The 21,138-nt window shown below is 71.6% G+C and carries 19 protein-coding genes, 1 pseudogene and 4 riboswitches; of the genes and pseudogenes, 6 read left to right on the forward strand and 14 right to left on the reverse strand.

Annotated elements, in window-relative coordinates:
• Positions 1–131: 131 nt before the first annotated feature.
• Positions 132–269 (forward strand): annotated as a pseudogene (locus ACIGO6_RS05965) (integrase); the annotation flags it as partial.
• Positions 270–373: 104 nt separating this feature from the next.
• Here ACIGO6_RS05965 and ACIGO6_RS05970 read toward each other — a convergent pair.
• The 8 genes from ACIGO6_RS05970 to ACIGO6_RS06005 form a co-directional block, all read right to left on the reverse strand.
• Positions 374–1,159: an ABC transporter ATP-binding protein gene (locus ACIGO6_RS05970; RefSeq protein WP_399871934.1), complete on the reverse strand. Its 786-nt coding sequence runs from the start codon at positions 1,157–1,159 to the stop codon at positions 374–376.
• On the reverse strand, positions 1,156–2,271 hold the full coding sequence (locus ACIGO6_RS05975) for a FecCD family ABC transporter permease (RefSeq protein ID WP_399871936.1): 1,116 nt from the start codon (positions 2,269–2,271) through the stop codon (positions 1,156–1,158). The genes ACIGO6_RS05970 and ACIGO6_RS05975 overlap by 4 nt, the downstream gene beginning before the upstream one ends.
• Positions 2,268–3,233, reverse strand: coding sequence for an ABC transporter substrate-binding protein (locus ACIGO6_RS05980; protein WP_399871938.1), 966 nt, complete (start codon positions 3,231–3,233; stop codon positions 2,268–2,270). The genes ACIGO6_RS05975 and ACIGO6_RS05980 overlap by 4 nt, the downstream gene beginning before the upstream one ends.
• Positions 3,234–3,341: 108 nt before the next feature.
• A riboswitch (cobalamin riboswitch) is annotated at positions 3,342–3,463 on the reverse strand.
• A 90-nt stretch (positions 3,464–3,553) separates the two neighbouring features.
• The gene (locus ACIGO6_RS05985) at positions 3,554–4,303 is read right to left on the reverse strand and encodes a class I SAM-dependent methyltransferase (RefSeq protein ID WP_399871941.1); all 750 of its coding nucleotides are present in this window, start codon (positions 4,301–4,303) and stop codon (positions 3,554–3,556) included.
• Positions 4,272–5,540 (reverse strand): MFS transporter, encoded by a 1,269-nt coding sequence (locus tag ACIGO6_RS05990; protein WP_399871943.1) that lies wholly within the window; start codon positions 5,538–5,540, stop codon positions 4,272–4,274. Before ACIGO6_RS05990 ends, ACIGO6_RS05985 begins: the two co-directional genes overlap by 32 nt.
• Positions 5,533–6,786, reverse strand: a complete 1,254-nt coding sequence (locus tag ACIGO6_RS05995; protein ID WP_399873570.1) for an ATP-grasp domain-containing protein — start codon at positions 6,784–6,786, stop codon at positions 5,533–5,535. Before ACIGO6_RS05995 ends, ACIGO6_RS05990 begins: the two co-directional genes overlap by 8 nt.
• Positions 6,783–7,805 (reverse strand): cysteine synthase family protein, encoded by a 1,023-nt coding sequence (locus ACIGO6_RS06000; protein WP_399871945.1) that lies wholly within the window; start codon positions 7,803–7,805, stop codon positions 6,783–6,785. Before ACIGO6_RS06000 ends, ACIGO6_RS05995 begins: the two co-directional genes overlap by 4 nt.
• Positions 7,802–8,671 carry a hypothetical protein gene (locus tag ACIGO6_RS06005; protein ID WP_399871947.1) on the reverse strand — a complete coding sequence of 290 codons (870 nt, stop codon included), beginning with the start codon at positions 8,669–8,671 and terminating at the stop codon, positions 7,802–7,804. The genes ACIGO6_RS06000 and ACIGO6_RS06005 overlap by 4 nt, the downstream gene beginning before the upstream one ends.
• A 248-nt stretch (positions 8,672–8,919) precedes the next feature.
• A riboswitch (cobalamin riboswitch) is annotated at positions 8,920–9,085 on the reverse strand.
• 256 nt (positions 9,086–9,341) lie between these two features.
• Here ACIGO6_RS06005 and ACIGO6_RS06010 point away from each other — a divergent pair.
• The 3 genes from ACIGO6_RS06010 to ACIGO6_RS06020 all read left to right on the forward strand — a co-directional run bounded on the left by ACIGO6_RS06010 (position 9,342) and on the right by ACIGO6_RS06020 (position 11,703).
• On the forward strand, positions 9,342–10,322 hold the full coding sequence (locus ACIGO6_RS06010; RefSeq protein ID WP_399871950.1) for a ferric reductase-like transmembrane domain-containing protein: 981 nt from the start codon (positions 9,342–9,344) through the stop codon (positions 10,320–10,322).
• Between the two features lie 68 nt (positions 10,323–10,390).
• A riboswitch (cobalamin riboswitch) is annotated at positions 10,391–10,517 on the forward strand.
• Between the two features lie 62 nt (positions 10,518–10,579).
• On the forward strand, positions 10,580–10,984 hold the full coding sequence (locus tag ACIGO6_RS06015; RefSeq protein ID WP_399871951.1) for a (2Fe-2S) ferredoxin domain-containing protein: 405 nt from the start codon (positions 10,580–10,582) through the stop codon (positions 10,982–10,984).
• A 35-nt stretch (positions 10,985–11,019) separates the two neighbouring features.
• The gene (locus ACIGO6_RS06020; RefSeq protein ID WP_399871953.1) at positions 11,020–11,703 is read left to right on the forward strand and encodes a (2Fe-2S)-binding protein; all 684 of its coding nucleotides are present in this window, start codon (positions 11,020–11,022) and stop codon (positions 11,701–11,703) included.
• A 66-nt stretch (positions 11,704–11,769) separates the two neighbouring features.
• Here ACIGO6_RS06020 and alaS read toward each other — a convergent pair whose 3' ends face one another.
• From alaS to ACIGO6_RS06040, 4 genes are all read right to left on the reverse strand, one after another.
• On the reverse strand, positions 11,770–14,412 hold the full coding sequence (gene alaS / locus ACIGO6_RS06025; protein WP_399871956.1) for an alanine--tRNA ligase: 2,643 nt from the start codon (positions 14,410–14,412) through the stop codon (positions 11,770–11,772).
• 16 nt (positions 14,413–14,428) lie between these two features.
• Positions 14,429–15,001 (reverse strand): GNAT family N-acetyltransferase, encoded by a 573-nt coding sequence (locus ACIGO6_RS06030; RefSeq protein ID WP_399871958.1) that lies wholly within the window; start codon positions 14,999–15,001, stop codon positions 14,429–14,431.
• Positions 15,001–16,053, reverse strand: coding sequence for a tRNA (adenosine(37)-N6)-threonylcarbamoyltransferase complex transferase subunit TsaD (gene tsaD / locus ACIGO6_RS06035; protein WP_399871959.1), 1,053 nt, complete (start codon positions 16,051–16,053; stop codon positions 15,001–15,003). The genes ACIGO6_RS06030 and tsaD overlap by 1 nt, the downstream gene beginning before the upstream one ends.
• A gap of 356 nt (positions 16,054–16,409) precedes the next feature.
• The gene (locus ACIGO6_RS06040; protein WP_399871962.1) at positions 16,410–16,841 is read right to left on the reverse strand and encodes a Fur family transcriptional regulator; all 432 of its coding nucleotides are present in this window, start codon (positions 16,839–16,841) and stop codon (positions 16,410–16,412) included.
• Positions 16,842–17,051: 210 nt separating this feature from the next.
• Between ACIGO6_RS06040 and ACIGO6_RS06045 the strand changes: the two genes are divergently transcribed.
• Entirely contained in the window at positions 17,052–17,693 is a 642-nt protein-coding gene (locus ACIGO6_RS06045; RefSeq protein WP_399871965.1) for a superoxide dismutase, read from the forward strand.
• Between the two features lie 230 nt (positions 17,694–17,923).
• A riboswitch (cobalamin riboswitch) is annotated at positions 17,924–18,036 on the forward strand.
• 134 nt (positions 18,037–18,170) lie between these two features.
• Positions 18,171–18,659, forward strand: a complete 489-nt coding sequence (locus ACIGO6_RS06050) for a DUF4430 domain-containing protein (protein ID WP_399871967.1) — start codon at positions 18,171–18,173, stop codon at positions 18,657–18,659.
• 10 nt (positions 18,660–18,669) lie between these two features.
• Here ACIGO6_RS06050 and ACIGO6_RS06055 read toward each other — a convergent pair whose 3' ends face one another.
• Positions 18,670–19,581: a cobalamin-binding protein gene (locus ACIGO6_RS06055; RefSeq protein WP_399871969.1), complete on the reverse strand. Its 912-nt coding sequence runs from the start codon at positions 19,579–19,581 to the stop codon at positions 18,670–18,672.
• A 29-nt stretch (positions 19,582–19,610) separates the two neighbouring features.
• Positions 19,611–21,029: a hypothetical protein gene (locus ACIGO6_RS06060; RefSeq protein ID WP_399871971.1), complete on the reverse strand. Its 1,419-nt coding sequence runs from the start codon at positions 21,027–21,029 to the stop codon at positions 19,611–19,613.
• Positions 21,030–21,138: the final 109 nt, after the last annotated feature.

Raw genomic sequence — 21,138 nt, forward strand, 5'->3', positions numbered from 1 at the left:
CGCGACCGCCTGCGGACCTGCCGGGACGTGCTGTCTCCTAACACGGAACACGGAGCCGCCCCCCAACAGGACCGCGAGACACTGCCCCTTGGGCGCGCGGGGGTGTGCTCCGGCTTCCTGCGCCATGCCAAGGCGGCCCGATCACCGACGTGGCCGAGTGGATGGGGCACAAGTCGATCGAGGAGACGTACCGCACCTACCCGCACCTGATGCCGGGGAGCATCACCAAGGCGGCGCCCGTCCTGGACGCCGGCCTGTGGGACGCGGCCCTGACGACCTCTACGGACCGGTGCGCAGCACGCCGTCCGGAACTCTTCGCGGTCGACCGTCCCAGGCGGCGCGGATGGCCATGGGGCAGTACCGGGTGGGCCCTTCAGCTGCGTGGCCCTTCGGGGAGGAACGTCACCTGCGGGGCGCCCGTACGCGGATGGGTGGCGACTTCCGCCGCCACCCCGTAGACCTCGGCCAGGAGCTGCGGGGTGAGGATCTCGGCGGGCGGTCCGGAGGCGGTGACCTCACCGTCGTTCAGGACGTAGAGGCGGTCGCAGTAGTAGGAGGCCAGGTTGAGGTCGTGCAGGGCGAGCAGCACGGTGGCGGGCAGGCGGCGCAGGGTGCCGAGCACGGACAGCTGATGCCGGATGTCGAGGTGGTTGGTGGGTTCGTCGAGGACCAGGAGCGAGGGCTGCTGGGCGAGGGCGCGCGCGATGAGGACGCGCTGGCGCTCGCCGCCGGAGAGCCGGTCGAAGGGGCGGTCGGCCAGGTGGACGGCGTCGACCGCGAGGAGTGCGGAGGCGATGAGTTCGGCGTCCTCGGGGGTGTCGCCGGCGAGGAGCCGTTTGTGCGGGGTGCGGCCCATGGCGACGACCTCACGGACGGCGAGGTCGAAGTCGGCCGACGAGTCCTGGACCACCGCCGCCACGGTGCGGGCCAGTTGTCGCACCGGCAGCGCCCAGGCGTCGCCGCCGTCGACCCGGACCTGGCCGGTGTCGGGGCGCAGGACCCGGTAGACGGTGCGCAGGAGGCTGGACTTTCCGCTGCCGTTGGGACCGACGAGCCCGATGGTCTCGCCCGGGCGGGCGGTCAGGGAGACGTCGCGCACCAGGTGGCGGGCTCCGGCGGTGAGCGTGACGCCGTCGACGCTCAGTTCGGTCGCGGTCATGCCACTCCTCGGTCGGTGCCGCGTCGGGCGTCCCGGCGCATCAGCCACAGGAAGAACGGCCCGCCGCACAGGGCCGTGAGCACGCCGACGGGTATCTCCATCGGTGCGGCGACCGTCCGTGCGGCGATGTCGGCCCAGATGAGGAAGACCGCTCCGCCGAGTGCCGCCGTCGGCAGGACCCGGCGGTGGTCGCCGCCGACGAACAGGCGCACGATGTGGGGCATCATCAGGCCGACGAAGCCGATCGGTCCGGCCCCCGCGACCAGCACGCCCGTGACGAGGGAGAGCAGCACGAACAGCCGGGCACGGAACCGGGCCACGTCCAGCCCCATCGTGGTCGCCGCCTCCTCGCCGGCCAGCAGCAGGTTCAGGTTTCGGGCCTGCGCCATGAGGACGCCGACGCCGAGCAGCAGGGCCGTGCCCGGCAGCCACAGCGTGCCCCAGTTGACGCCGCCGAGGCCGCCCAGGGTCCAGGCGAGGACCGCGCGGGCCTCGTTGCCCCGGTCGGTGGTGAGCAGCAGCAGATCGAGGACCGCGGTGAGCACCGCCGCGACCGCCACCCCGGACAGCACCAGCCGCGCCGAGGTGATGCGTCCGCCGGTGCGGGCGGTGGCGTACACGAGCAGAAGCGAGCCCAGGGCGCCCACGAAGGCGGCCACCGACAGGGAGACCGGCCCGAAGAGGGTGACCCCGAACACGATCACCGAGACCGCGCCGAGGGACGCCCCCGAGGAGACACCCAGCAGATACGGCTCGGCGAGCGGGTTGCGCACCAGGGCCTGCAGCGCGGTGCCGATCACCGCCAGGCCGGCGCCGGTGACCGCACCGAGCAGCACCCGCGGCGCCCGCACGTCCACCACGATGGTCTCCCGCGCCCGCGACCAGTCCGGCTCCTGCCAGTCGGCACCCAGCGCGTGCGTCACGATGCCCCACACCTGGCCGGGCGGCACCTGGACAGAGCCGATTGCGAGGCCCGCCGTGGCGGAGACCATGAGCAAGGCGGTGAGTACGAGCAGTGTGACGGCCAGCTTTGTACGGCTCACCCCTGACTCGTCGGCCTTCCGCCGTCGAACCGTCCGCTCGGCGGACGTGTCGGTGGCGGCCTGGGTCACCGGAAGCTCTCGGGGTGCAGTCCGCGGGCCAGGTCGTCGACCGCGTAGGCCGAGCGGATGCCGACCAGGGTGGCGGTCAGCGGCAGGACGACGAACCGTTTGTTCCTGACGGCGGGTACGTCGGCGAGCGCGGGCTGGGAGAGCAGGAACTTCTTCTTCTGTTCGACGCTTCCGGCGCCCGCGTAGTCGTAGATGGCGATGACTTCCGGCTTGCGCTCGACGACCTGTTCCCAGGAGACGTCGCCGAAGACGTCGTCGAGGTCGGCGAAGACGTTCTCGCCGCCGGCCAGCCGGATGAGCTCGGTGCCCAGGCTCTTGCCGCCCGCGGTGAAGGCGCTCTTGTCGCCGCTGTCGTAGACGAAGACGGGCACCTGGGGCTCGCCCTTGACGGCGGTGGTGGCCTTGTCGACGCGCGCCTTGAGGTCGGTGACCAATTCGTCCGCCCGGTCGGGCACGCCGAAGATCTTGCCGATGGTGCGGATCTCGTCGTAGGTGTCCTTCATCGTCACCCGCCTCTCGCCGCAGTACTCGCGGTTGAGGTAGGTGTCGATGCCGGCGTCGGCGAACGCCTTCCGGGAGCGGCCCTCGTTCTCGGCGAAGGCGCTGCCGTAGCCGCCGTAGACGAAGTCGGGTTCGGCGTCCAGGATCTTCTCGAACGACGGTTCCTTCTTCGCCAGTTCGGGGATCGCCTCGTAGTCCTTCTTCAGCTCGGGCAGGACGGCGGAGTCGGGGAAGGCCGTGCCGACCATGCGGTCCTTCAGGCCGAGGGCGAGCATGAGTTCCGCCGGGTGCTGGTGGATGGTGATCACCCGCGACGGCGGCCTGTCGTACGTCGTCCTCACGCCGCAGTTGTCGATGGTGACCGGGAAGCCCACGGGCACGGCCGCGGTGGCCTTCGCGTCGCCGTTGCTCTCGTCGGACGAGCCGCAGCCGGTGGTCAGCAGCAGGGATGAAAGAGCCATGGCAGCGGCCGTGGCGCGAAGGAACCCGCGCGTGTGGGCAGGGGTGAACAAGGGGGACACGTGAAGCCTCCTGGAGTCCGCGCTCCTCGGATCGGGCCCGCGACGGACCAGTGTCCTGACTCCCGGATCGGCGTTCCCTCCGCCTTCCCGCGCGGTGCGCAGTGGCATGTCGGAGGGGCGCTCCTCGGTCACAGTGGCGGGACCGTGCCGGATTCGCACCGGCTTCCTGTCTCCCGTCGCGGCGATGACCACGTGATCCTACGTTCCCCCGAGGCGACGGCAAAAGGGCGTGCGGACCCGGCCGCACGCCCCGCGCCCCCTCACGCTTCGCGGACCGCCCGGAGGACGAGCCGCTCGGCACTCTCGTCGTAGGGGCGCCCGTCGAACCCGCCGAAGACCTCCACGCGGCCGAACCCCACCTCCTCGGCCATCCGCCGCAGCTCCACCGCGCTGTACACGAACCACGTCAAGGTGGCCCGCGTCACCCGCTCGCCCCGGACCAGCACCCACTCGCTGCGCAGCCGCGCCCACTCGTCCAGCACGGTGTCGGTCTGCACCATCACGTCGTCGCCCCGCCGCACCACCTTGGGCGGGGTGACCCTGCGGGCCAGGAGCTCCTTCCCGGCGAGGTCCAGGACGAGCGTGCCGCCGGGCGCCAGACAGGTATGCATGGTGCGCAGCACGCGCGCGTTGTCGGCGGGATCCTCGAAGTACCCGAAGGAGGTGAACATGTTGAGGACGACGTCGAAACCGCCCGGTGCCTCGTACTCGCGTGCGTCGGCCCGCACGTACGTCACCTCGACACCGGCGTCGGCCGACCGCTTGTGTGCCCGGTCCAGCATGGCCGGGCTCAGGTCCACTCCGGTCACGCGGTAGCCGCGGCGGGCGAGCGGCACGGTGAACACCCCCGGCCCGCAGCACAGGTCCAGCACGCGCGCCCCCTGCGGGAAGGCCAGCAGGGGAGAGGTGTCCAGCAGCTCCTCGGCCTGCTCGTAGCGCTGCTCGGAGAAGAGGAAGTCATGGAACTCGGTCCAGAAGTCATCGTCCTGGAATCCGCCCGTCCGTGTCATCGCGCGTCAGTGCTCCTTCATGGTCGCCGTCGGGGACAGGGGGCCGCGCCGTGCGACGGCGCAGCGTGAGCAGCAGAGGGGGAAGCAACAGACACTGGGCGGCTGCCAGCAGCCAGAACCAGCCGGTGTGCCCGGCCCGTTCACCGAGGCCGTACAACTGCCCGCCCAGCACGCCGCTCGCGCAGGCGCCCAGGCCCGCGGCCAGCCGCTGCTGGCCGAAGACCACGGCGTCGGAGCGAGGACTGCGGCGCAGCGCCTCCAGGTCGTTCTTGAGGAACAGCACGATGTCGCCCAGGGTGATCAGCGCTCCGCCCGCCAGCAGTGCCGTCCGGGTACCGGCCGCCAGCACGGCCAGGCCCGCCGCCAGGCCCGTGAAGCCGACCGCGAGGGCGAGGGCGTACGGCATGCGCCGGATCAGGTCGGAGGCGAGCGGCTGTACGACGATGACCAGCGTGAAGCAGAGCAGCAGCACCACGCTGTAGAACGCGCTGGAGGCGCGCTCGACGGCGTACACCGCCAGGAAGTGCTGGAAGTGGAAGTAGAGGTAGAACGCCAGGGCGTTGGCGACGAAGGGCAGGAGTGCCACGCTGGCCAGGAGACCCGAGGGGACCGTTTCCCTTGATCCGGTGGGGTCTTCCCCTTCTGTCCCGGGCAGCCGCGCATGTCCCACCGTGACCGCGAGGAACAGCGCCGTGACGGCCGCGAACAGCCAGCCGGGCGACGACAGGACGAACGGCCCGGCGATCAACGGGCCCACGGCCATGCCCGCGTTGAGTGCCGCGTTGCCCGCCGACAGGTACGCCGGGCGACGCTCGTCGTCGACCCCGTGCACCAGGTACGCCTTGTTCGCGGGCAGGTAGAGCGCGGCACCGCAGCACGTCAGGACCAGCGCCCAGATCGCGAGGGGTGGCCAGCGCAGGGCCAGCAGGAGCCCGGCGAAACCGGCGGTGCGTACGACGAGTGCCCACAGCATCGTGCGGCGCAGCCCGATCCGGTCCGCGAGGGCTCCGCCGACGATGCCGCCGGAGAACTGCACGAGCGATGCCACGGCCAGGACGACACCGACCGTGCCGAGCCCCATCCCGAGCCGTTCGTGCAGGAACACCGACATGAAGGGCAGGACCATGAAGCTGCCGAGCGGAATGAGGAACGAGCTGAGCAGGAGGAACCGCAGTGGGCCGGTGAGCGGGAACAGCGAGGCCCGCAGACCCGCTCCCCGGGCGGCGCGCTCACCCACCGGGCGCCTCCCGGCCGGCCTGGCCGAGGAACGGTTCGGTGAGTACGCACAGGGCGCCCGCGGCGGCCACCGCGCGGTGGGTGGCGAGTTCCGCGGTCTCCGCCTCGGCGTACACGATGCCCGCGTAGCCGCGGCTGTCGCCCAGGTGCTCGATGAGGTCGCCGGCCTGCTTGACCGGGTACCAGGCGGGCGTTCCCGGCATGCCGGTGAGGCGGTCGAGGCCGGCGACGCCGGTGAACACGCCGGGGGCGGCCGGGTATCCGAGAACGAAGGCGACGGCCGGACCGCCGGGCAGGTCCGCGTCCATCAGACCGGGACGGTGGCCGAGCGCGGCCTCGATCATCGCCTCGTACACGTTGACGCCGAGCGCCCGGCACATGCCCTCCCCGACCAGCGCGCCTCCGATCCGGGGATTGACCTCCACCAACTCCGGGCCGTCGGCGGTCAGCACGAACTCCACATGTGCGAACCGGTCGGTGTACCCGATGGCGGCAAGCACCTGATCGAGCCAACGCTCCAACGATGTCCGCTGCGGGCCCGGGAAGGCGACGGGAAAGGCGGTGATCTCCTCCCGGAAGCGCGGCTCCGGTGACATGAGCCGACTGGAGACACCCAGCAGCCTGGTGCGGCCGTCCCAGGTGAGCGTCTCGGCGCTGTACACCGGGCCGCTGAAATACGGCTCGGCGAACAACCGCCCCTTCAGGTCCCGACCGGACGCCTCTGCCAGCGCCGCGTCGAGTTCGCCCTCGTCACGGACCAGCCACACGTTCTGACTCCCGGTGCCCGCCGTGTCCTTGAGAACGAGCGGCAGTCCCGCCTCCTTGAGCAGCAGCCCGCGTGCCTCACGGTCCGGCTCGGCGACTTCGACGGCCCTTCCGCGGGTGAGGCCCGCGTCGTGCAGCCGGTTGCGTACGGCGGCCTTGTCCCGGGTCAGTCGCAGGACGGCTGGATTGAGACCGGGAAGGCCGAGGCGTTCGGCGAGGGCGGCGCCGGCCAGGGTCCAGGTGTCGGTGGAACTGATCAGGCCGCGCAGCCCCGGGACGCGCCGGAGCAGATCGGCGGTTCGTTCCACATCGAAGGTGTCGGTCACGACGACGTCGAGGGCGCCGGCGGGCAGCCGGTCCAGCTCGTAGGCGTAGTAGGCGGGGTCCCGGGTGAGGAGCAGCAGGCGCTCGCCGAGCCGGTCCGCGGCGTGGACCAGATGGCCGAGGCCGAAGGTCAGTGACTCCAGGCAGGCCACGGTCATGCCGCCCGCTCCTTCCAGTGAGCCGGGCAGGGAGTGCGCTGCCACGTCATCCTCGACCAGGGCATGGTCATCTCCTCCGGAGCGCGGATCTCGAGGGGTTTCAGCGCGGCCGGGCCCAGGGCCTCGGCGTGCCGGGCGAACACGCGCTCCACGTAGCGGTGTCCGGTGTCGGCCCCTATCACCAGGTGCAGTCGGTCGGGATGGCGGCGGGCCTCGTACGTCGCCGTCAGATAACCGGCACCGGTGGACAGCCCGGCGAACACCGCGTGCTCGCGCAGCAGGGCGACCGCACCGGCCATGGCGTGGGTGAAGTCCAGCCAGTGCACGGTGTCGTAGATGTGGTGGCGGACGTTGTCGAAGACGATCGACGAGCCGATGCCGGCGATGATCGCCTCGGGATCGTGGTGGTCCTGGCTGCCGAAGGTGACGCTGCCGAAGGGCTGGACGCCGACCAGACGCACCGAGGGGTCCGTGACGCGCAGGCGTTCCACGATGCCGCCGGTCGAGGCTCCGGAGCCCACCCCGCCGACGACGGTCAGTGGTGCGGCCGGGAACTCCGCCGCGATCCGGTCGGCGACCTCTTGGTAGCCGAGGTAGTGGACGTCGTCGTGGTACTGGCGCATCCAGTGGTGATCGGGACGCTCGGCGAGTATCTCGCGCACCCGTCGCACCCGGAGTTCCTGGTCGAGCTTGAGGTTCCGTGACGGTCTGACCTGCTCCACCGTGGTTCCGAGGATCTCCAGTTGGGCGAGGGTGGTGGCGTCGACGGTGGTGGACGCGACGATGTGGCACCGCATGCCGTACCGGTGGCAGGCCAGTGCGAGGGCGTAGGCGTAGATGCCGCTGGAGCTGTCGATCAGGGTCTGGCCCGGACGGACGGTGCCCCGTTCCAGCAGATGGCGGACGGCGGCCAGGGCCGAGTAGATCTTCATCGACTCGAACCGCAGCAGGACCAGGCCGTCGGTGAGCCGGACGAGGTCCGGGACTTTCAGGGCGTCGGCGATGTGGGGGTGGATCACCCGTAGCCTCCTTGGGCGAAGGTGCACTGGTGGCCGAGCGAGTGGAAGAACGCGGAGAGTTCGGACTTGACCTCGGCCCGTGGGCGTGAGGTGAAGAGATAGCCGGCCAGGCAGCCGGTGTGGGCGACGAAGACGCCGTCGGCGCCGAACCGCTCACGATGGGCTTGCAGGCTGCCGAAGGTCGCCTTGGGCAGTACCTCCTGGGACAACGCGGCGCTGGTCGTTGCGGCACGGGCGACGGCGGCCGGGTCACCCGAGTCGAAGCCCTTCAGCAGATCGGTCAGACACCGCTGGTACTCCTCGCCGCGGCGCCGGTAGTGGTCCAGCAGCAGGGGAGTGACGGCGGCGGTGTCCACCGTGCCGGCTTCCGTGACGTAGGCGGTGTGGAAGCCGATGTCCTGGCCCAGCCGCCGCACCACCCGGTGCCGGCCGCTGAGGTACAGGGCGAACTCGTCGAGGAAGACGCTGTCGGCGCGCTCGATGTCCGCCAGGACGCCGAGGACCACGTCCGTGTCGTACGGGAGGGAGAAGACGCGGAACAGGCAGCGCAGCGTCGCCACGATGTCCGCGGTGGAACTGGCCATCCCCACGCCCACCGGCAGTTCGGAGTGGGTGTGCCAGTCGCCCGGGGGCAGGGCGAGGCCGTAGTGGTCCAGGAAGAGCCGGGCCGCTGTTGCCGACTTCTCACCCAGTGCCAGCGGACGCGGTGGTCCGGCCGTCGTCCTCGGTGTGAAGTACACCCAGGAGTGACGGTCCACGGGAAAGGACACCACCGCGATCTCAGGATCGGTGCCTGCTCGCAGCGGTCCCTGGTACAGCTCGCCCAGGGTGCCGTGGCAGACACCGGACACCGTGCCGACAGCCACGTCCGGTTCCTGGAGGACGCCCGCGACGGGTCCGAGGCTCGTTTGTCCCGGTCCGTCGGACGACACGTCGACCCGGGGTCGGTACGGCCGACGCGAACCGGCTGGGTCCCGCACGCCATCCTCCTCCGTACCGGGCCTTGCACACCGACAGGGAAGGAGGCGCGGCCACACGCACGACGTACGACCACCCATACCGCCGACCCAGTCCACGAGGTCACGTGCACAGCCCGCGCGGGACGCGGGCGCAGTGGCAGGTCTTCGGACTCGCGGGCACGTCCGCCGAAAGGGCGGACACCTACCGGCCGTCTCTTCCCCGGCCCTGACGCGGGCCCAGTGACATCGACGGCTTTCGTTCCCACTCACCGCTGCGGGACAGTCCCGGACTCGCACCGGGTTCCCTCTTGCGTCGCACCACCGGGCGTCCGGGCGGACGGGAGGCGCGAACCGACTGCGTGTATCAGCGTAGAGGCGCTCGTATTCCTGCGACAGTGGGGCTTCGGCGGTTGTCTTGAATGTGGAGGGAAGGCGGAAACCAGGTGTGCCACGCTCAGTTCTCGTGGCGGCTCTGGCCGGATAACGCCTCTGGGGATCGCCGTCCCCTCGGCCAGACTTGTTGTCTCACGCCACATGCGCACCGCTGCTGCGATGGCCCGTGCCCGGGAGGCCCCTGATGACGTCAGACGTGAGGCCGGACGAGGACGGGGCAGTAGTCCCGCCCGGACGACGACGGCTTCCCGGTGACCGCGTGGCGCTGCGCGGCGACCTGCGGTCCGCCCTGCCCGACGCCACCGCGGCGGTGGTGGTCACAGTGCTCGTGTTCGCCCTCCTGTGGGCGCGCATGGACTCGGGCGCTTCGGACACCGTCGCGGTCATGCCGTTCATGGACGATCCCGGCACCTACTGGATGTACTTGCTCAGCCAGGCGTTCGGCTGGTCGGGGCTGCTGTGGGCGTGGGGCACGGTCATGCTCGGTCTGCTGCTGTCGGGGCCGCGCCCCGCCCGGCTGCCGGTCTCGCGGCAGGTGCTGGAGCGCTGGCACCGCACCACGAGCCTGACGACCATGGCACTGATGTTCGCCCACGCGCTGATGTTCGCGGCGGAACTCGTGCGCTACGAGACGAAGGTGGACTGGGCGGAGAGGTTGTGGGTGGCCTTCGCCGACAGCTTCGTGCCCGGTTGGTACGACTCCGGCACCGGCCGGATCGCCATCCCGCTCGGCCAGGGTGCCCTGTACCTGGCGATTCCGCTGGGGCTGTTGTTCTACGTCCGGCACCGCATCGGAGCGAACACCTGGCGCCGGCTGCACCGTTTCGTGATCGTCGTGTACGTGCTGAGCGTGTGGCACACGCTGCTGTACGGGACCAACGTCTGGTACGGGGAGTGGCCGCGCACCGTCCTGTGGCTGCTGCAGCTGCCGGTCGCGCTGCTGCTGTTGCTGCGTCTGTTGAGACCTGCCCGGCGAGCGGAAAGGCTGGGTTCACCCGGCGGGGGCGCGGCCCGTCCGGGTTGGTGGCTGAGGGTGGGGGGACGGGTCGCGGTCGGGGCCGTCGTCGTCGGGCTGGTCGTCGTGGTGGTGTCCGGCCGTGACGGCGGACGGGACCGTCCGACCCATCCGCCCGCGACGGCCCCCCACGCCCAGGAGACGGAGTGACGGCTCGGTCCGAGTAGGCGGGACGGTGTCCTGGAATGGGATGATGGCCGATGACAGGGCGACGGCGGAACGAGGAAGCCGGTGTGAATCCGGCGCGGTCCCGCCACTGTGATCGGCGAGCGAGTCCCGACAGGCCACTGCCCGGCAACGGGTGGGAAGGCCGGGACGAGCATCGACCCGAGAGCCAGGAGACTCACGCGGTCGCCTCCTCGACGGACCACCGGGGCGGATCTCCCCGGAGAGAGGGACGGCACCGCATGCCCGCAACGCCGACCGGACGAACGACGGACGACAAGGGGCCCGCGACGGCCACCGAACCCGTGCCGTGCCGCGTCGTCGTGTGCCGCGACTGCTGCTGCGGCAGCCCCAAGGTGACCGGCGTCGACCACGCGGCCCAGACCGAACGCCTGCGTGCCGCGGCACCGGTACGCGTCTCCGCCTGCCTCGACGTCTGCGAACACGCCAACGTCATCGTCGTCCAGCCCTCCGCCGAAGGCCGCGCCGCAGGCGCCCGGCCCGTCTGGCTCGGGCTGGTCAACGACCCGGACGCGACCGAGGACATCGTCGCGTGGACCCGCGCAGGCGGTCCTGGAGTGGCGCCCCGGCCGGACATCCTCGACCTGTACGCCATCACGCCGCCGCGACGGCGTACGGGCTCCTGAGCGTGTGGCCGGAGAGCCGGAAGGAGGACAGGACCGTGCACGACGCCCGTGCCTCGGCCGCGTCCGTTGCCGCCGCACTGCACGACGTGGCGGGACTCGGCGGCTTCTTCGCCCTGCACATCGGCGGACGGGACGACTGCTGGCATCCGGTCGCCCGCTCCTACGCGGCGGGTTTCACCGATCTCGCCGAAGCCGTCGCACGCCGCCACCACACTGCGGAGCCGCGCGTCGGCGTCTCCATCGCCCACCTCGGGCACGCCGCCCGCCTCTGGTCACCGGCCCTGGCTTGCGTCGTCCTGCACGGGATCGTCCCCGACCTGGAAGGGCTGGAGAGGGCCGACGACGGGCCGGCCCTCCGGGTGCCCCGGCCGGCCGGCTGGTACGCCGGCCGGTTCGACGACGGCCCCGCCCGCGCCCTGTACCAGCAGGTGACCCGTCACCTGTCGGCACTGTCCGGCGGACTGCGCGTCAAGGTCGCCCCGCGTCTTTTGGACGGCAACTCGGCGTCGGCGCTCGCCGGGGCGGCCCACGCCCTGCTGGCACTCCGTCCAGCGGTGCGCGGGCCGCTCACCGACCTCACGACCGCGCTGCTGGACACCGGACGCCTGGTCGGCACCGGAGTGCTCACCGGCCCCGATCTCGCGTTCCGTCGCCGCAGTTGCTGCCTCTACTACCGTGCGCCGGAGGGCTCGAAGTGCGGCGACTGCGGGCTGACGTGAGGTGCGCTCCCACGATCACCGCCGCGTCACGCGTCCGGGACAGCCCGGCAGGGTGACGGCCCTGGGTCAGGAGCGGGAGAGCAGGCGGGGCACCGAGGCGAGAGCGTCCGGGAGCCGGTCGCTCGGGACCCCGCCGCCCTGAGCCAGCTCGGGGGAGCCGCCGCCCCTGCCGTCGAGCAGCCGCTTCACCAGGGCCGAGGCGTCCCGCCCCGTGCTCCGGGCCGCGCCGTTCACCGCGGCCACCAGCGTCGCCCGCTCGCCGGCCGGTGAGCCGACGACCACCACACCCGGTCGGGCGGCGGGCAGCCGGTCCCGTACCGCGATGGCGAGGGCCCGGGCGTCGCCCTCCGTGGTGGCAGTGACCACCAGGGTGCCGACGACATCGGTGGCGTCGGCCGCGAGGTCGCCTGCGCGGGCCCGGTCGGCCTGCTCACGGAGGCGTCGGTTCTCACGGTCGGCGGACTTGAGCCGCTCGAGCAGCCCGGCGATGCGGTCGGGGAGTTCGGCGCGCGGGGCCTGGAGCTGCTCGGCGATACGGCTCACCAGGTCACGTTCGCGGGCCAGGTAGCCGAAGCCCTCGGCGCCGACCGCGGCCTCCAGGCGGCGCATCCCCGCGCCGACCGACGACTCGGAGGTGAGGGCGACGATGCCGATCTGTGAGGCGTGTGCGACGTGGGTGCCGCCGCACAGTTCCCGGGACCAGGCGCCGCCGATCTCCACGACGCGGACCTTCTCGCCGTAGGTCTCGTCGAACAGGGCCAGCGCCCCCAGCTCCTTGGCCTCCGGCAGCGTCATCCAGCGCACACCGACCGGCAGGTCGCGGCGCAGAGCCTGGTTCGCGGCCTCCTCGATCTCGCCGCGGACGGTGGAGGAGAGGGCGCCCCGCCAGGGGAAGTCCAGGCGGAGGTGGCCGGGGCGGTTGTACGAGCCGGACTGCAGGGCGTTCGGGCCGAGGACCTGGCGCAGGGCGGCGTGCAGGACGTGGGTACCGGAGTGGGCCTGGCGGGCGCCGAGCCGCCACTCCGGGTCGACGGCCGCGTGCACCTGGTCCCCGGTGGCCAGTTCACCGGACAGGACCCGGACCTGGTGCACGACGAGGCCCGGCAGTGGCCGCTGTACGTCGAGCACCTCCGCTTCGACCGACGGGCCGGAGAGGCGGCCGGCGTCGCTGTCCTGTCCGCCGGACTCGGCGTAGAACGGGGTGCGGTCCAGGACGACGGTGGCGATGTCGCCCTCGCGGGCCACGGGCGCTGGGCCCGTGGCGCCCAGAATCGCCAGGATCCGGGAGTCGGTGGTCAGGGTGTCCCAGACGCGCCAGTCGGTCGGGCCGTGCTCGTCCAGCACCGGGCGCAGGACGGTGAGGTCCGTACCGCCGGCCTTGCGGGCGCGGGCGTCGGCCCTGGCGCGTTCGCGCTGCTCGCGCATGAGCGCGGTGAAGCCCTCGCGGTCGACCGCCACGCCCTGCTCGGCCGCCATCTCCAGGGTGAGATCGATAGGGAAGCCGTAGGTGTCGTGCAGGAGGAACGCCTGTGCCCCGGGCAGTGCCCGGCCGCCTTCCGCCTTGACCCTGGCCACCGCCGTGTCCAGTACGGTCGTGCCCTGCCGCAGGGTGGCGCGGAAGGCGTCCTCCTCGCTCGCGGCCCGGTCGGCGATCCGGTCGTACGCCTCGGCCACCTCGGGGTAGCTGGGCGCCATGCAGTCCCGCGCGACCGACAGCAGGTCCACGAGCACCGGATCGGCGTAGCCCAGTTGACGCATCGAGCGGACCGCGCGGCGCAGGATGCGGCGCAGGACGTAACTGCGGCCCTCGTTGCCCAGACTGGTGCCGTCCGCGAGCAGCATCAGGGCGGTGCGGACATGGTCGGCGACCACGCGCAGCCGCACGTCGGCCTCCGCGTCCGCGCCGTAGCGCACCTTGGCCAGGGCGGCGGCCCGGTCCAGGACCGGGCGGGTCTCGTCGGTCTCGTAGAGGTTGTCGACGCCCTGGAGGAGGGTGGCCATGCGTTCCAGGCCCATGCCGGTGTCGATGTTGCGGCGGGGCAGCTCGCCCAGGATCGGGTAGCCGGACTTGCCGGGCCCCTCACCGCGTTCGTACTGCATGAACACCAGGTTCCAGAACTCCATGTAGCGGTCCTCGTCGACCGCCGGGCCGCCTGACCGGCCGAGGGCCGGGCCGCGGTCGTAGTACAGCTCGGAGCACGGACCGCAGGGACCCGGTACGCCCATGGACCAGAAGTTGTCCTCGTCACCGCGGGCCACGATCCGCTCGTCGGGCAGGTCGGCGATGCGCCGCCACAGAGCCCGGGACTCGTCGTCGCTGTGGTGGACGGTCACCCAGATGCGGTCGGGATCGAGGCCGTAGCCGCCGCCCGTCACCGGCGCGGTCGACAGCTCCCAGGCGTAGGCGATGGCTTCCTCCTTGAAGTAGTCGCCGAGGGAGAAATTGCCGTTCATCTGGAAGAAGGAGCCGTGCCGGGTGGTGCGGCCCACCTCCTCGATGTCCAGGGTGCGCACGCACTTCTGCACGCTGGTCGCCCGCGGCCAGGGCGCCGGCACCTCGCCCGTCAGGTAGGGCTTGAAAGGGACCATCCCCGCGTTGACGAAGAGCAGGGTCGGGTCGGGGGTGGGCAGCGGGGCGCTGGGGACGACGGTGTGGCCGCGTTCGGCGAAGAAGTCGAGGAAGCGGCGGCGGATCTCGGTGGTACGCAAGTCGGTGCTCCGGGGCTCACAGGGGAAGCGGGGCGAGGGAACGGGCGGGGTGGCGCGGGCCGAGGAAGACGGCGATGCCCCTGCCATCGGGGGACGGGTGGGTGACCTGTGTCCAGTCCTGGCGGCGGTAGAAGGCCACGGCCCGCGCGTTCCGGACGGAGGTCAACAGCCAGGCCCGGCCGTCGGGCGCCCCGGCTGTCACCGCATGCAGGAGGTCTCCGGCGAGGCCGGTGCCACGGGCGGCTGGGCGGACGGCCAGTTCGTCGACCTCCAGTGCTCCGCACAGCCAGTCCGCGGTGCGCTCAGGGCCGAGGCCGGCGGCGGCCTGGGGGTAGCAGCGGTCGGTGGGGAAAAGCGCCGGGGTGGTCCAGGCGGTGGCAAAACCGATCACGTTTCCGTCGCGCACGGCGGTCGCGGCCGTGAAGCCGGGACGTTCCACGTTCGCCGGCAGCAGGCCCGCGAACTCTGCCGCCCGTTCCTCGTCCTCGTTCCAGGGCGGGACGCAGAACGCGTCGGCGTAGACCGAGCGCAGCGCGTCGGTGTGCGCGAGCAGATCTGTGCCGGTGTGAACGCGGATGCCGGTGGCCATCAGGCGGCCACCGCCCGCCCGGCGGCGGCCGGGTGCAGGGCGGCGTACTCCAGTGGCGCCGACGGGTCGACGGACACGTCCAGCGGGGCGGGTTCGGCTCCGGCGCGTACGAGGAGGTCGCCGACGGCGGCGATCATCGCGCCGTTGTCGGTGCACAGCCGCAGCGGCGGTACCCGCAGCTCGATGCCCGCCGCCCGGCAGCGCTCCTCGGCCAGCGAGCGCACCCGTGAGTTGGCGGCGACGCCGCCGACGACCACCAGAGTGTCCACACCGTGCTCGGTGCAGGCGGCGACCGCCTTTCGGGTCAGTACGTCGGCGACGGCCTCCTGGAGCGAGGCGGCCCCGTCGGCCACCGGCAGCTCCCGCCCCGCGTGGCCCTCGGCCCAGCGGGCGGCGGCGGTCTTCAGCCCCGAGAAGGAGAAGTCGTACGAGCCGGGTAGCGGGCGCAGGAAGGGGACAGCGCGAGGATCCCCCGCTCGCGCTGTCCGGTCGATGGCCGGGCCGCCGGGATACGGCAGCCCGAAGACCCGCGCGACCTTGTCGAAGCACTCCCCGGCGGCGTCGTCCAGCGTGTCCCCGAGGTGCGTGATCCGGTCCCGGGCGAGGTCGCGGACGAGAAGGAGGGAGGTGTGGCCGCCGGAGACGATCAGCACCATGCACGGGTTCGGCAGCGGGCCGTGCTCCAGCGTGTCGGCGGCGACGTGCCCGGCCAGGTGGTGCACCCCGTACAGCGGGACACCGAGCGAGTAGGCGATGCCCTTGGCGCCCGCGAGGCCCACCTGCAATGCCCCAGAGAGGCCGGGGCCGGTGGTCACGGCGACCGCGCCGATGTCGGACAGTCGCAGCCCGGCCTCGTCCAGCGCCCGCCGGACGACCGGGCGCAGCGCGTGGAGGTGGGCACGGGAGGCGATCTCGGGCACCACCCCGCCGTAGCGGGCGTGCTCGTCCATGCTCGATGCCACCGCGTGCCCCAGCAGGCGTCCGGCACGGGCCAGGCCCGCGCCCGTCTCGTCGCAGGACGACTCGATGCCCAGCACCACCGCAGATCCCATCGCCCGACCGATCCTCTCCTGCACTACATAAGTTGTTGCAAACAGTGTGCAATAAGTTCGCCGTAGATGTGCACCAGAACGGTTTTGTGCAGGTCACCGACCCGTGGAGTACCTGCCCGACACCGGGGCGCCGGGCCGGAACGTCGCCCGATGCGCACCGATCCGCAGGGGCGATGGTTGCGGTGTTCGGTCCTTCCGGCTGGGCCGCACTGCTGGCGGACGGCGTGCGCCAGAAGTTGCTGGGCGTGGAGGGTGCGGGGTGCGCGGGAGAAGCCCGACCCGGCGACCCTGGCCGCACCTCGTCGGGCATAGGGAGGCGGAGGGCGTCCTGAGCGGTGGGCGAAGGCGGAGGGCGGTCAGTTGCCGCAGATCGCGCACAGCCCGTAGAACGACAGCGACCCCGACGTGCCCGGGTGCAGCCCGGTCAGTTGCTCGATTCTGACGACTGCGTCGGCCAGAGGGTCACAGGGCAGATCCGCGACGTGGCCGCACCGTCGACACACGACGTGGTGGTGAGGCTCGTCCGACACGCCGTATCGCGTCGGCCCCGGGCCCGGCACTGCGTGGAGCACACCAACAGCCGTGAGAGCCTCCAGCGAGCGATACACCGTGGTGGAGTGATGCCCCGAGCCCGTTCGAGCCAGCTGGTCGCAAATCTGTGTGGGGGTGAGATGGCGGCCCGAGGAGCGCAGCAGGGCAAGCAGGCGCAGGCGTCCGGCCGTACAGCGCAGCCCGTGCCGCCGCAGCAACGCGCGCGGATCCTGCGGTGGAGCCGTCTCATCAGGCACCGCACGGCTGTCCCCGCCCACACCTCAGCCTCTCGCCGACCGGAACCTTCCGACAGGTTATTGCTCATGTGTCGCAACAGCAAAAGGTAGGCAACAGTTGGCATGTTCAGGCGACACAGGTCCTAGGACCAGCGCCTGATCAACAATCGTCACTGCTGCTGTTAGCGTGCAGTTGCGCATCAGTGGCAATAACGTCGGAGGATGTTGGACATGGCGGTGTACACGCTCCCGGAGCTCCCGTACGACTACTCGGAGCTCGAGCCGGTCATCAATCCGCAGATCATCGAGCTGCACCACGACAAGCACCACGCGGCGTACGTGAAGGGCGCCAACGACACGCTGGAGCAGCTCGCCGAGGCGCGGGACAAGGAGCAGTGGGGTTCGATCAACGGGCTGGAGAAGAACCTGGCCTTCCACCTCTCCGGTCACATCCTGCACTCGATCTACTGGCACAACATGACCGGCGACGGCGGTGGCGAGCCCCTGGCCGCCGACGGTGTCGGTGACCTCGCCGACGCGATCGCCGAGTCGTTCGGCTCCTTCGCCGGTTTCAAGGCGCAGCTCACCAAGGCCGCGGCGACGACGCAGGGTTCCGGCTGGGGCGTGCTCGCCTACGAGCCGCTGAGCGGGCGACTGATCGTCGAGCAGGTCTACGACCACCAGGGCAACGTGGGCCAGGGCTCGGTGCCGATCCTGGTCTTCGATGCCTGGGAGCACGCGTTCTACCTGCAGTACAAGAACCAGAAGGTGGACTTCATCGACGCCATGTGGGCCGTCGTCAACTGGCAGGACGTGGCCAAGCGCTACGAGGCCGCCAAGGCCCGCACCGACGTGCTCCTGCTGAAGCCCTGACGCCGCCCGACCCCCGAGTCGTCCTGCCTCGTGATCGTCTTCTCACCCTTCACGGCGGCAGGCGGAATGAGGGAAGCCCCCGCGAGGACATGACTCGCGGGGGCTTCCTGTTGGCCGTCCCGTCCCGTCTCGTCCGCACCCACCGCCGGTCGCGGGCGGTGGGAGCATCCCTTCGCCGGCCCCGGTCGGGGAAAGTGACGAGGAAGGCACACGGCCAGTCAAACCGCCCTAGAATGCGAGGTGTTCGCGCTGGGGGAAGCCGGTGGGAGTCCGGCACTGACCTGCAACCGTGAGCGGCCCGGGGCCGTGAGTCGGAACACCCGGCGCGTGCCACGTGTACCGCTTCCCACTGTCACGGTCTGCAGCGCGAAGCCGAGGATCCCGAACCCGAGTCGGCGCGAGATTCCCGCGCACCGGTCCCGCGGTCGGTTCCTCCGGTGACGAGCCGTGGGCCCGTCATCCCAGGAAGGCCCAGCCTTGCAGCGCGTATCCGCACGACGCGGCACGGTCGCCACCGTCGCCCTCGGTCTCGCCCTCGCCACGGCCCCCGCCACCGCCTCCGCCCAGGACGCCCCGAACACGAACGCGCCGGTCAGGGTCACCCTGACCGTTCAGGGCCCGGACGGCCTGCTGTTCAAGGGGAAGATCAGGACCAAGGGACACGACGTGACCACCGCGACCGGTGGCACCCACAGATGCGACGGAACCAACGGCGGCGCCCATCCCTCCGCCGTCCCCACTCCGACGGCGGCCCTCGACGACGCGGCCCGCAAGAGGCACTTCACCTGGGACGGCACCTGGTACGCCTCGTTCGACGACTACTCGGTCGACACGATCAAGAACGTCAGCGGCGACGGGGTGGCGTACTGGAACATCTCCGTCAACGGCACGTCCACCCCGGTCGGCGGCTGCCAGTTCAAGCTGAACGCGGGCGACAAGGTGGCGTTCACCTGGACGGCGTTCTGACCGTTCCGCCTCACAGGCGGCGGGCCTCGGCCGGCGTGACCGGCTCACCGACCCGTACGCCGTGCAGGACGTGAGCCAGCACCTCGGCTCCACGCACCACCCGGGGTCCTGGACGGTTGAAGTAGGACGGGCCGTCCAGGACCCACACGCGGTCGGACCGCACAGCCGGCAGGTCCTGCCAGCCGGGCAAACCGGTGAGCAACTCCCGCTCACGCAAGGTGCGTTCCGGCGGGAAGCCGCAGGGCAGTACGAGCACCACGTCCGGGCGGGCGGAGCGTACCGCCTCCCACGTCATCGGTTTGGTGTGCTCCCCGGGCACGGCGAGGAGCGGCTCGCCGCCGGCCACCACGACCTGCTCGGGCACCCAGTGTCCGGCGGGCCACAAGGGATCCAGCCACTCGATCGCCACCACCCGGGGACGGTCACGGCCCGCGACCGAGGAGCGGACCCTGTCGAGGCGGCCGGAAAGCCGGGCCCGGCGCCGCTCGGCGCGGTCCCGCACGCCGAGCAGCGTTCCGACCGTGACCAGGCAGTCCAGCACGTCGTCCAGCGTGCGCGGCTCCAGGCTCAGCACGCGGGTGTCGGAGTCCAGGAGGCGCACCGTCGTGCTGACCCGCTCGTACGAGACGGCGCACACGTCGCACAGGTCCTGGGTGAGCACGACCTCGGGACGCAGCGCCGAGAGCGCCTCGGTGTCCAGGGTGTAGAGCGAGGACCCGGAGTGCGCCGATCCGCCGACGGCGTCGGAGATCTCCCGGCTGGTGAGCCGGTCCTGGTTCAGGTCGGCGCCGGTGACCACGGGGACGGAGGCGACCTCCCCGGGTGGCCAGTCGCATTCGTGGGTGCGGCCGACGAGCTGTGCGGACAGGCCGAGCTCGGCGACGATGTCGGTCGCGGCAGGCAGCAGGGAGACGATGCGCATGCCGCGACCCTACGACTCCGACAGCGGCGTCAGACGCCCCAGCGCACGGCGATCGTGTCGCCCACCCCGACGGTCGTGCCGCGAGTGGCGGTGGTGAAGGACGAGCCGTCGACGCTGACCTTCCAGGTGTTCGAACCGCTGTTGGCCTTGCCGTTGAGGGAGGTGACGGCACCCGTGCCGGAGGCCGGCGCCACCGAGGTCACACAGCCGGACGGGCTTGCGGCGGTGACGGCGGCGTCGAGGACCGCACCGAGGGTGGTCGTCGAAGCGGTCGGGGTGAGGGAGACCGAGCAGACCTTCAGGTTTCCCGCCCCGTCGTCCACCGTCAGCGCGAGCTTCGCCGCCGTACCGGCGGTGAAGGTGCCCTGGCTCACCCACTGCGGCGCACCCGGGGTGGCCGGCACGGGCGGTGCCGCCGTGAACCCGGCGCCGGCCACCGCGCGCAGCCCGTCGATGGAGGCGTACGCCGACGGGCTCGTGTCGCTCGGCAGGTACTTGAACCCGCCGCCCGGGTTGAACTGCTGCGCGATCAGGAAGTCCACCGGCGTCTTGCCCATGGAGGTGAGGAAGTCGCCGGTCTGCGGGTTGATGCCGCAGGCGTTCAGACCGGACACCGCCCACCCGTTCGAGTTGGTGTTGACGCCGAACATGGCGTTGAACGCACCACTGTTCGCCACCAGCTTGCTCTTGAGGAACGCCTTGGCCTGCACGATGTCGGTGTCGGTGTTCGGCACGCCCGACACGCACAGGGCGGCCATCGCCGCGCCGGTCATGTCGATGTCCGAGGTCTTCGCCAGTTCGGTCGCGTTGCCCTCGGCCTTGCTGAAGTTCCAGCCGCCGTCGTTGTGCTGGTTGGCCCGTATCCGGGTGACCATCGCCTCGCGCAGCTTCTGCGGGACACGGACCTGGCCCGACTGGGTCTTGGCACCGTTGAGGGCGAGGGCGGCGAAGACGGTGCCGTTGAAGTTGGCGGACGGGCCGAAGTAACCGGGCTCGGCGGTCTGCCAGTAGCGGTAGATGTCGGCTATCAGGTTGCGGGAGGCGGAGACCCGGGCGGGGTCGATGCCCGCGGCGTACGCGTTGAGGGTGGCGCGCTCGTAGTCGGTGACGACGGGGGAGGCGGAGGGCCAGCCGCTGGTGGCCAGCAGGTTGCGGTAGACCGTTCTCGCGTTCTTGCTCACGTCACCGCCGGGCGTGACGTCCACCGCGGCGGTGCCGGCCGCGGCGAAGGCGCTGAACGCCCATTCGTTGGACAGCCCCGACCCGGCGTACGAACCGTCCGCCGCCTGGAGCGTCTTGAGGTACGCGACGCCGTTGGTCTTCGACGTGGCGATCTGGGCGGGTGTCGCGGTCGCCGAGGCCGGCAGGGCGGTCAGGGCGAAGGCGCCGGCCGCGGCCACCGCGGTCAGGGCGGAGCGGCGCAGGGACGGGGACACGGTACGGGGCATGAACTGCTCCTGGGATGGGGGACCGGACCGGCCCCGCACTGTCGCCGTCGGCAGTGAGCGTGGACGGGAACAGCGGGTGCGGTCGCGGTCCGAGACGCGTGGACCAGCT

Source organism: Streptomyces sp. NPDC053750 (assembly GCF_044544295.1).
In the GTDB taxonomy this organism is placed as follows: domain Bacteria; phylum Actinomycetota; class Actinomycetes; order Streptomycetales; family Streptomycetaceae; genus Streptomyces.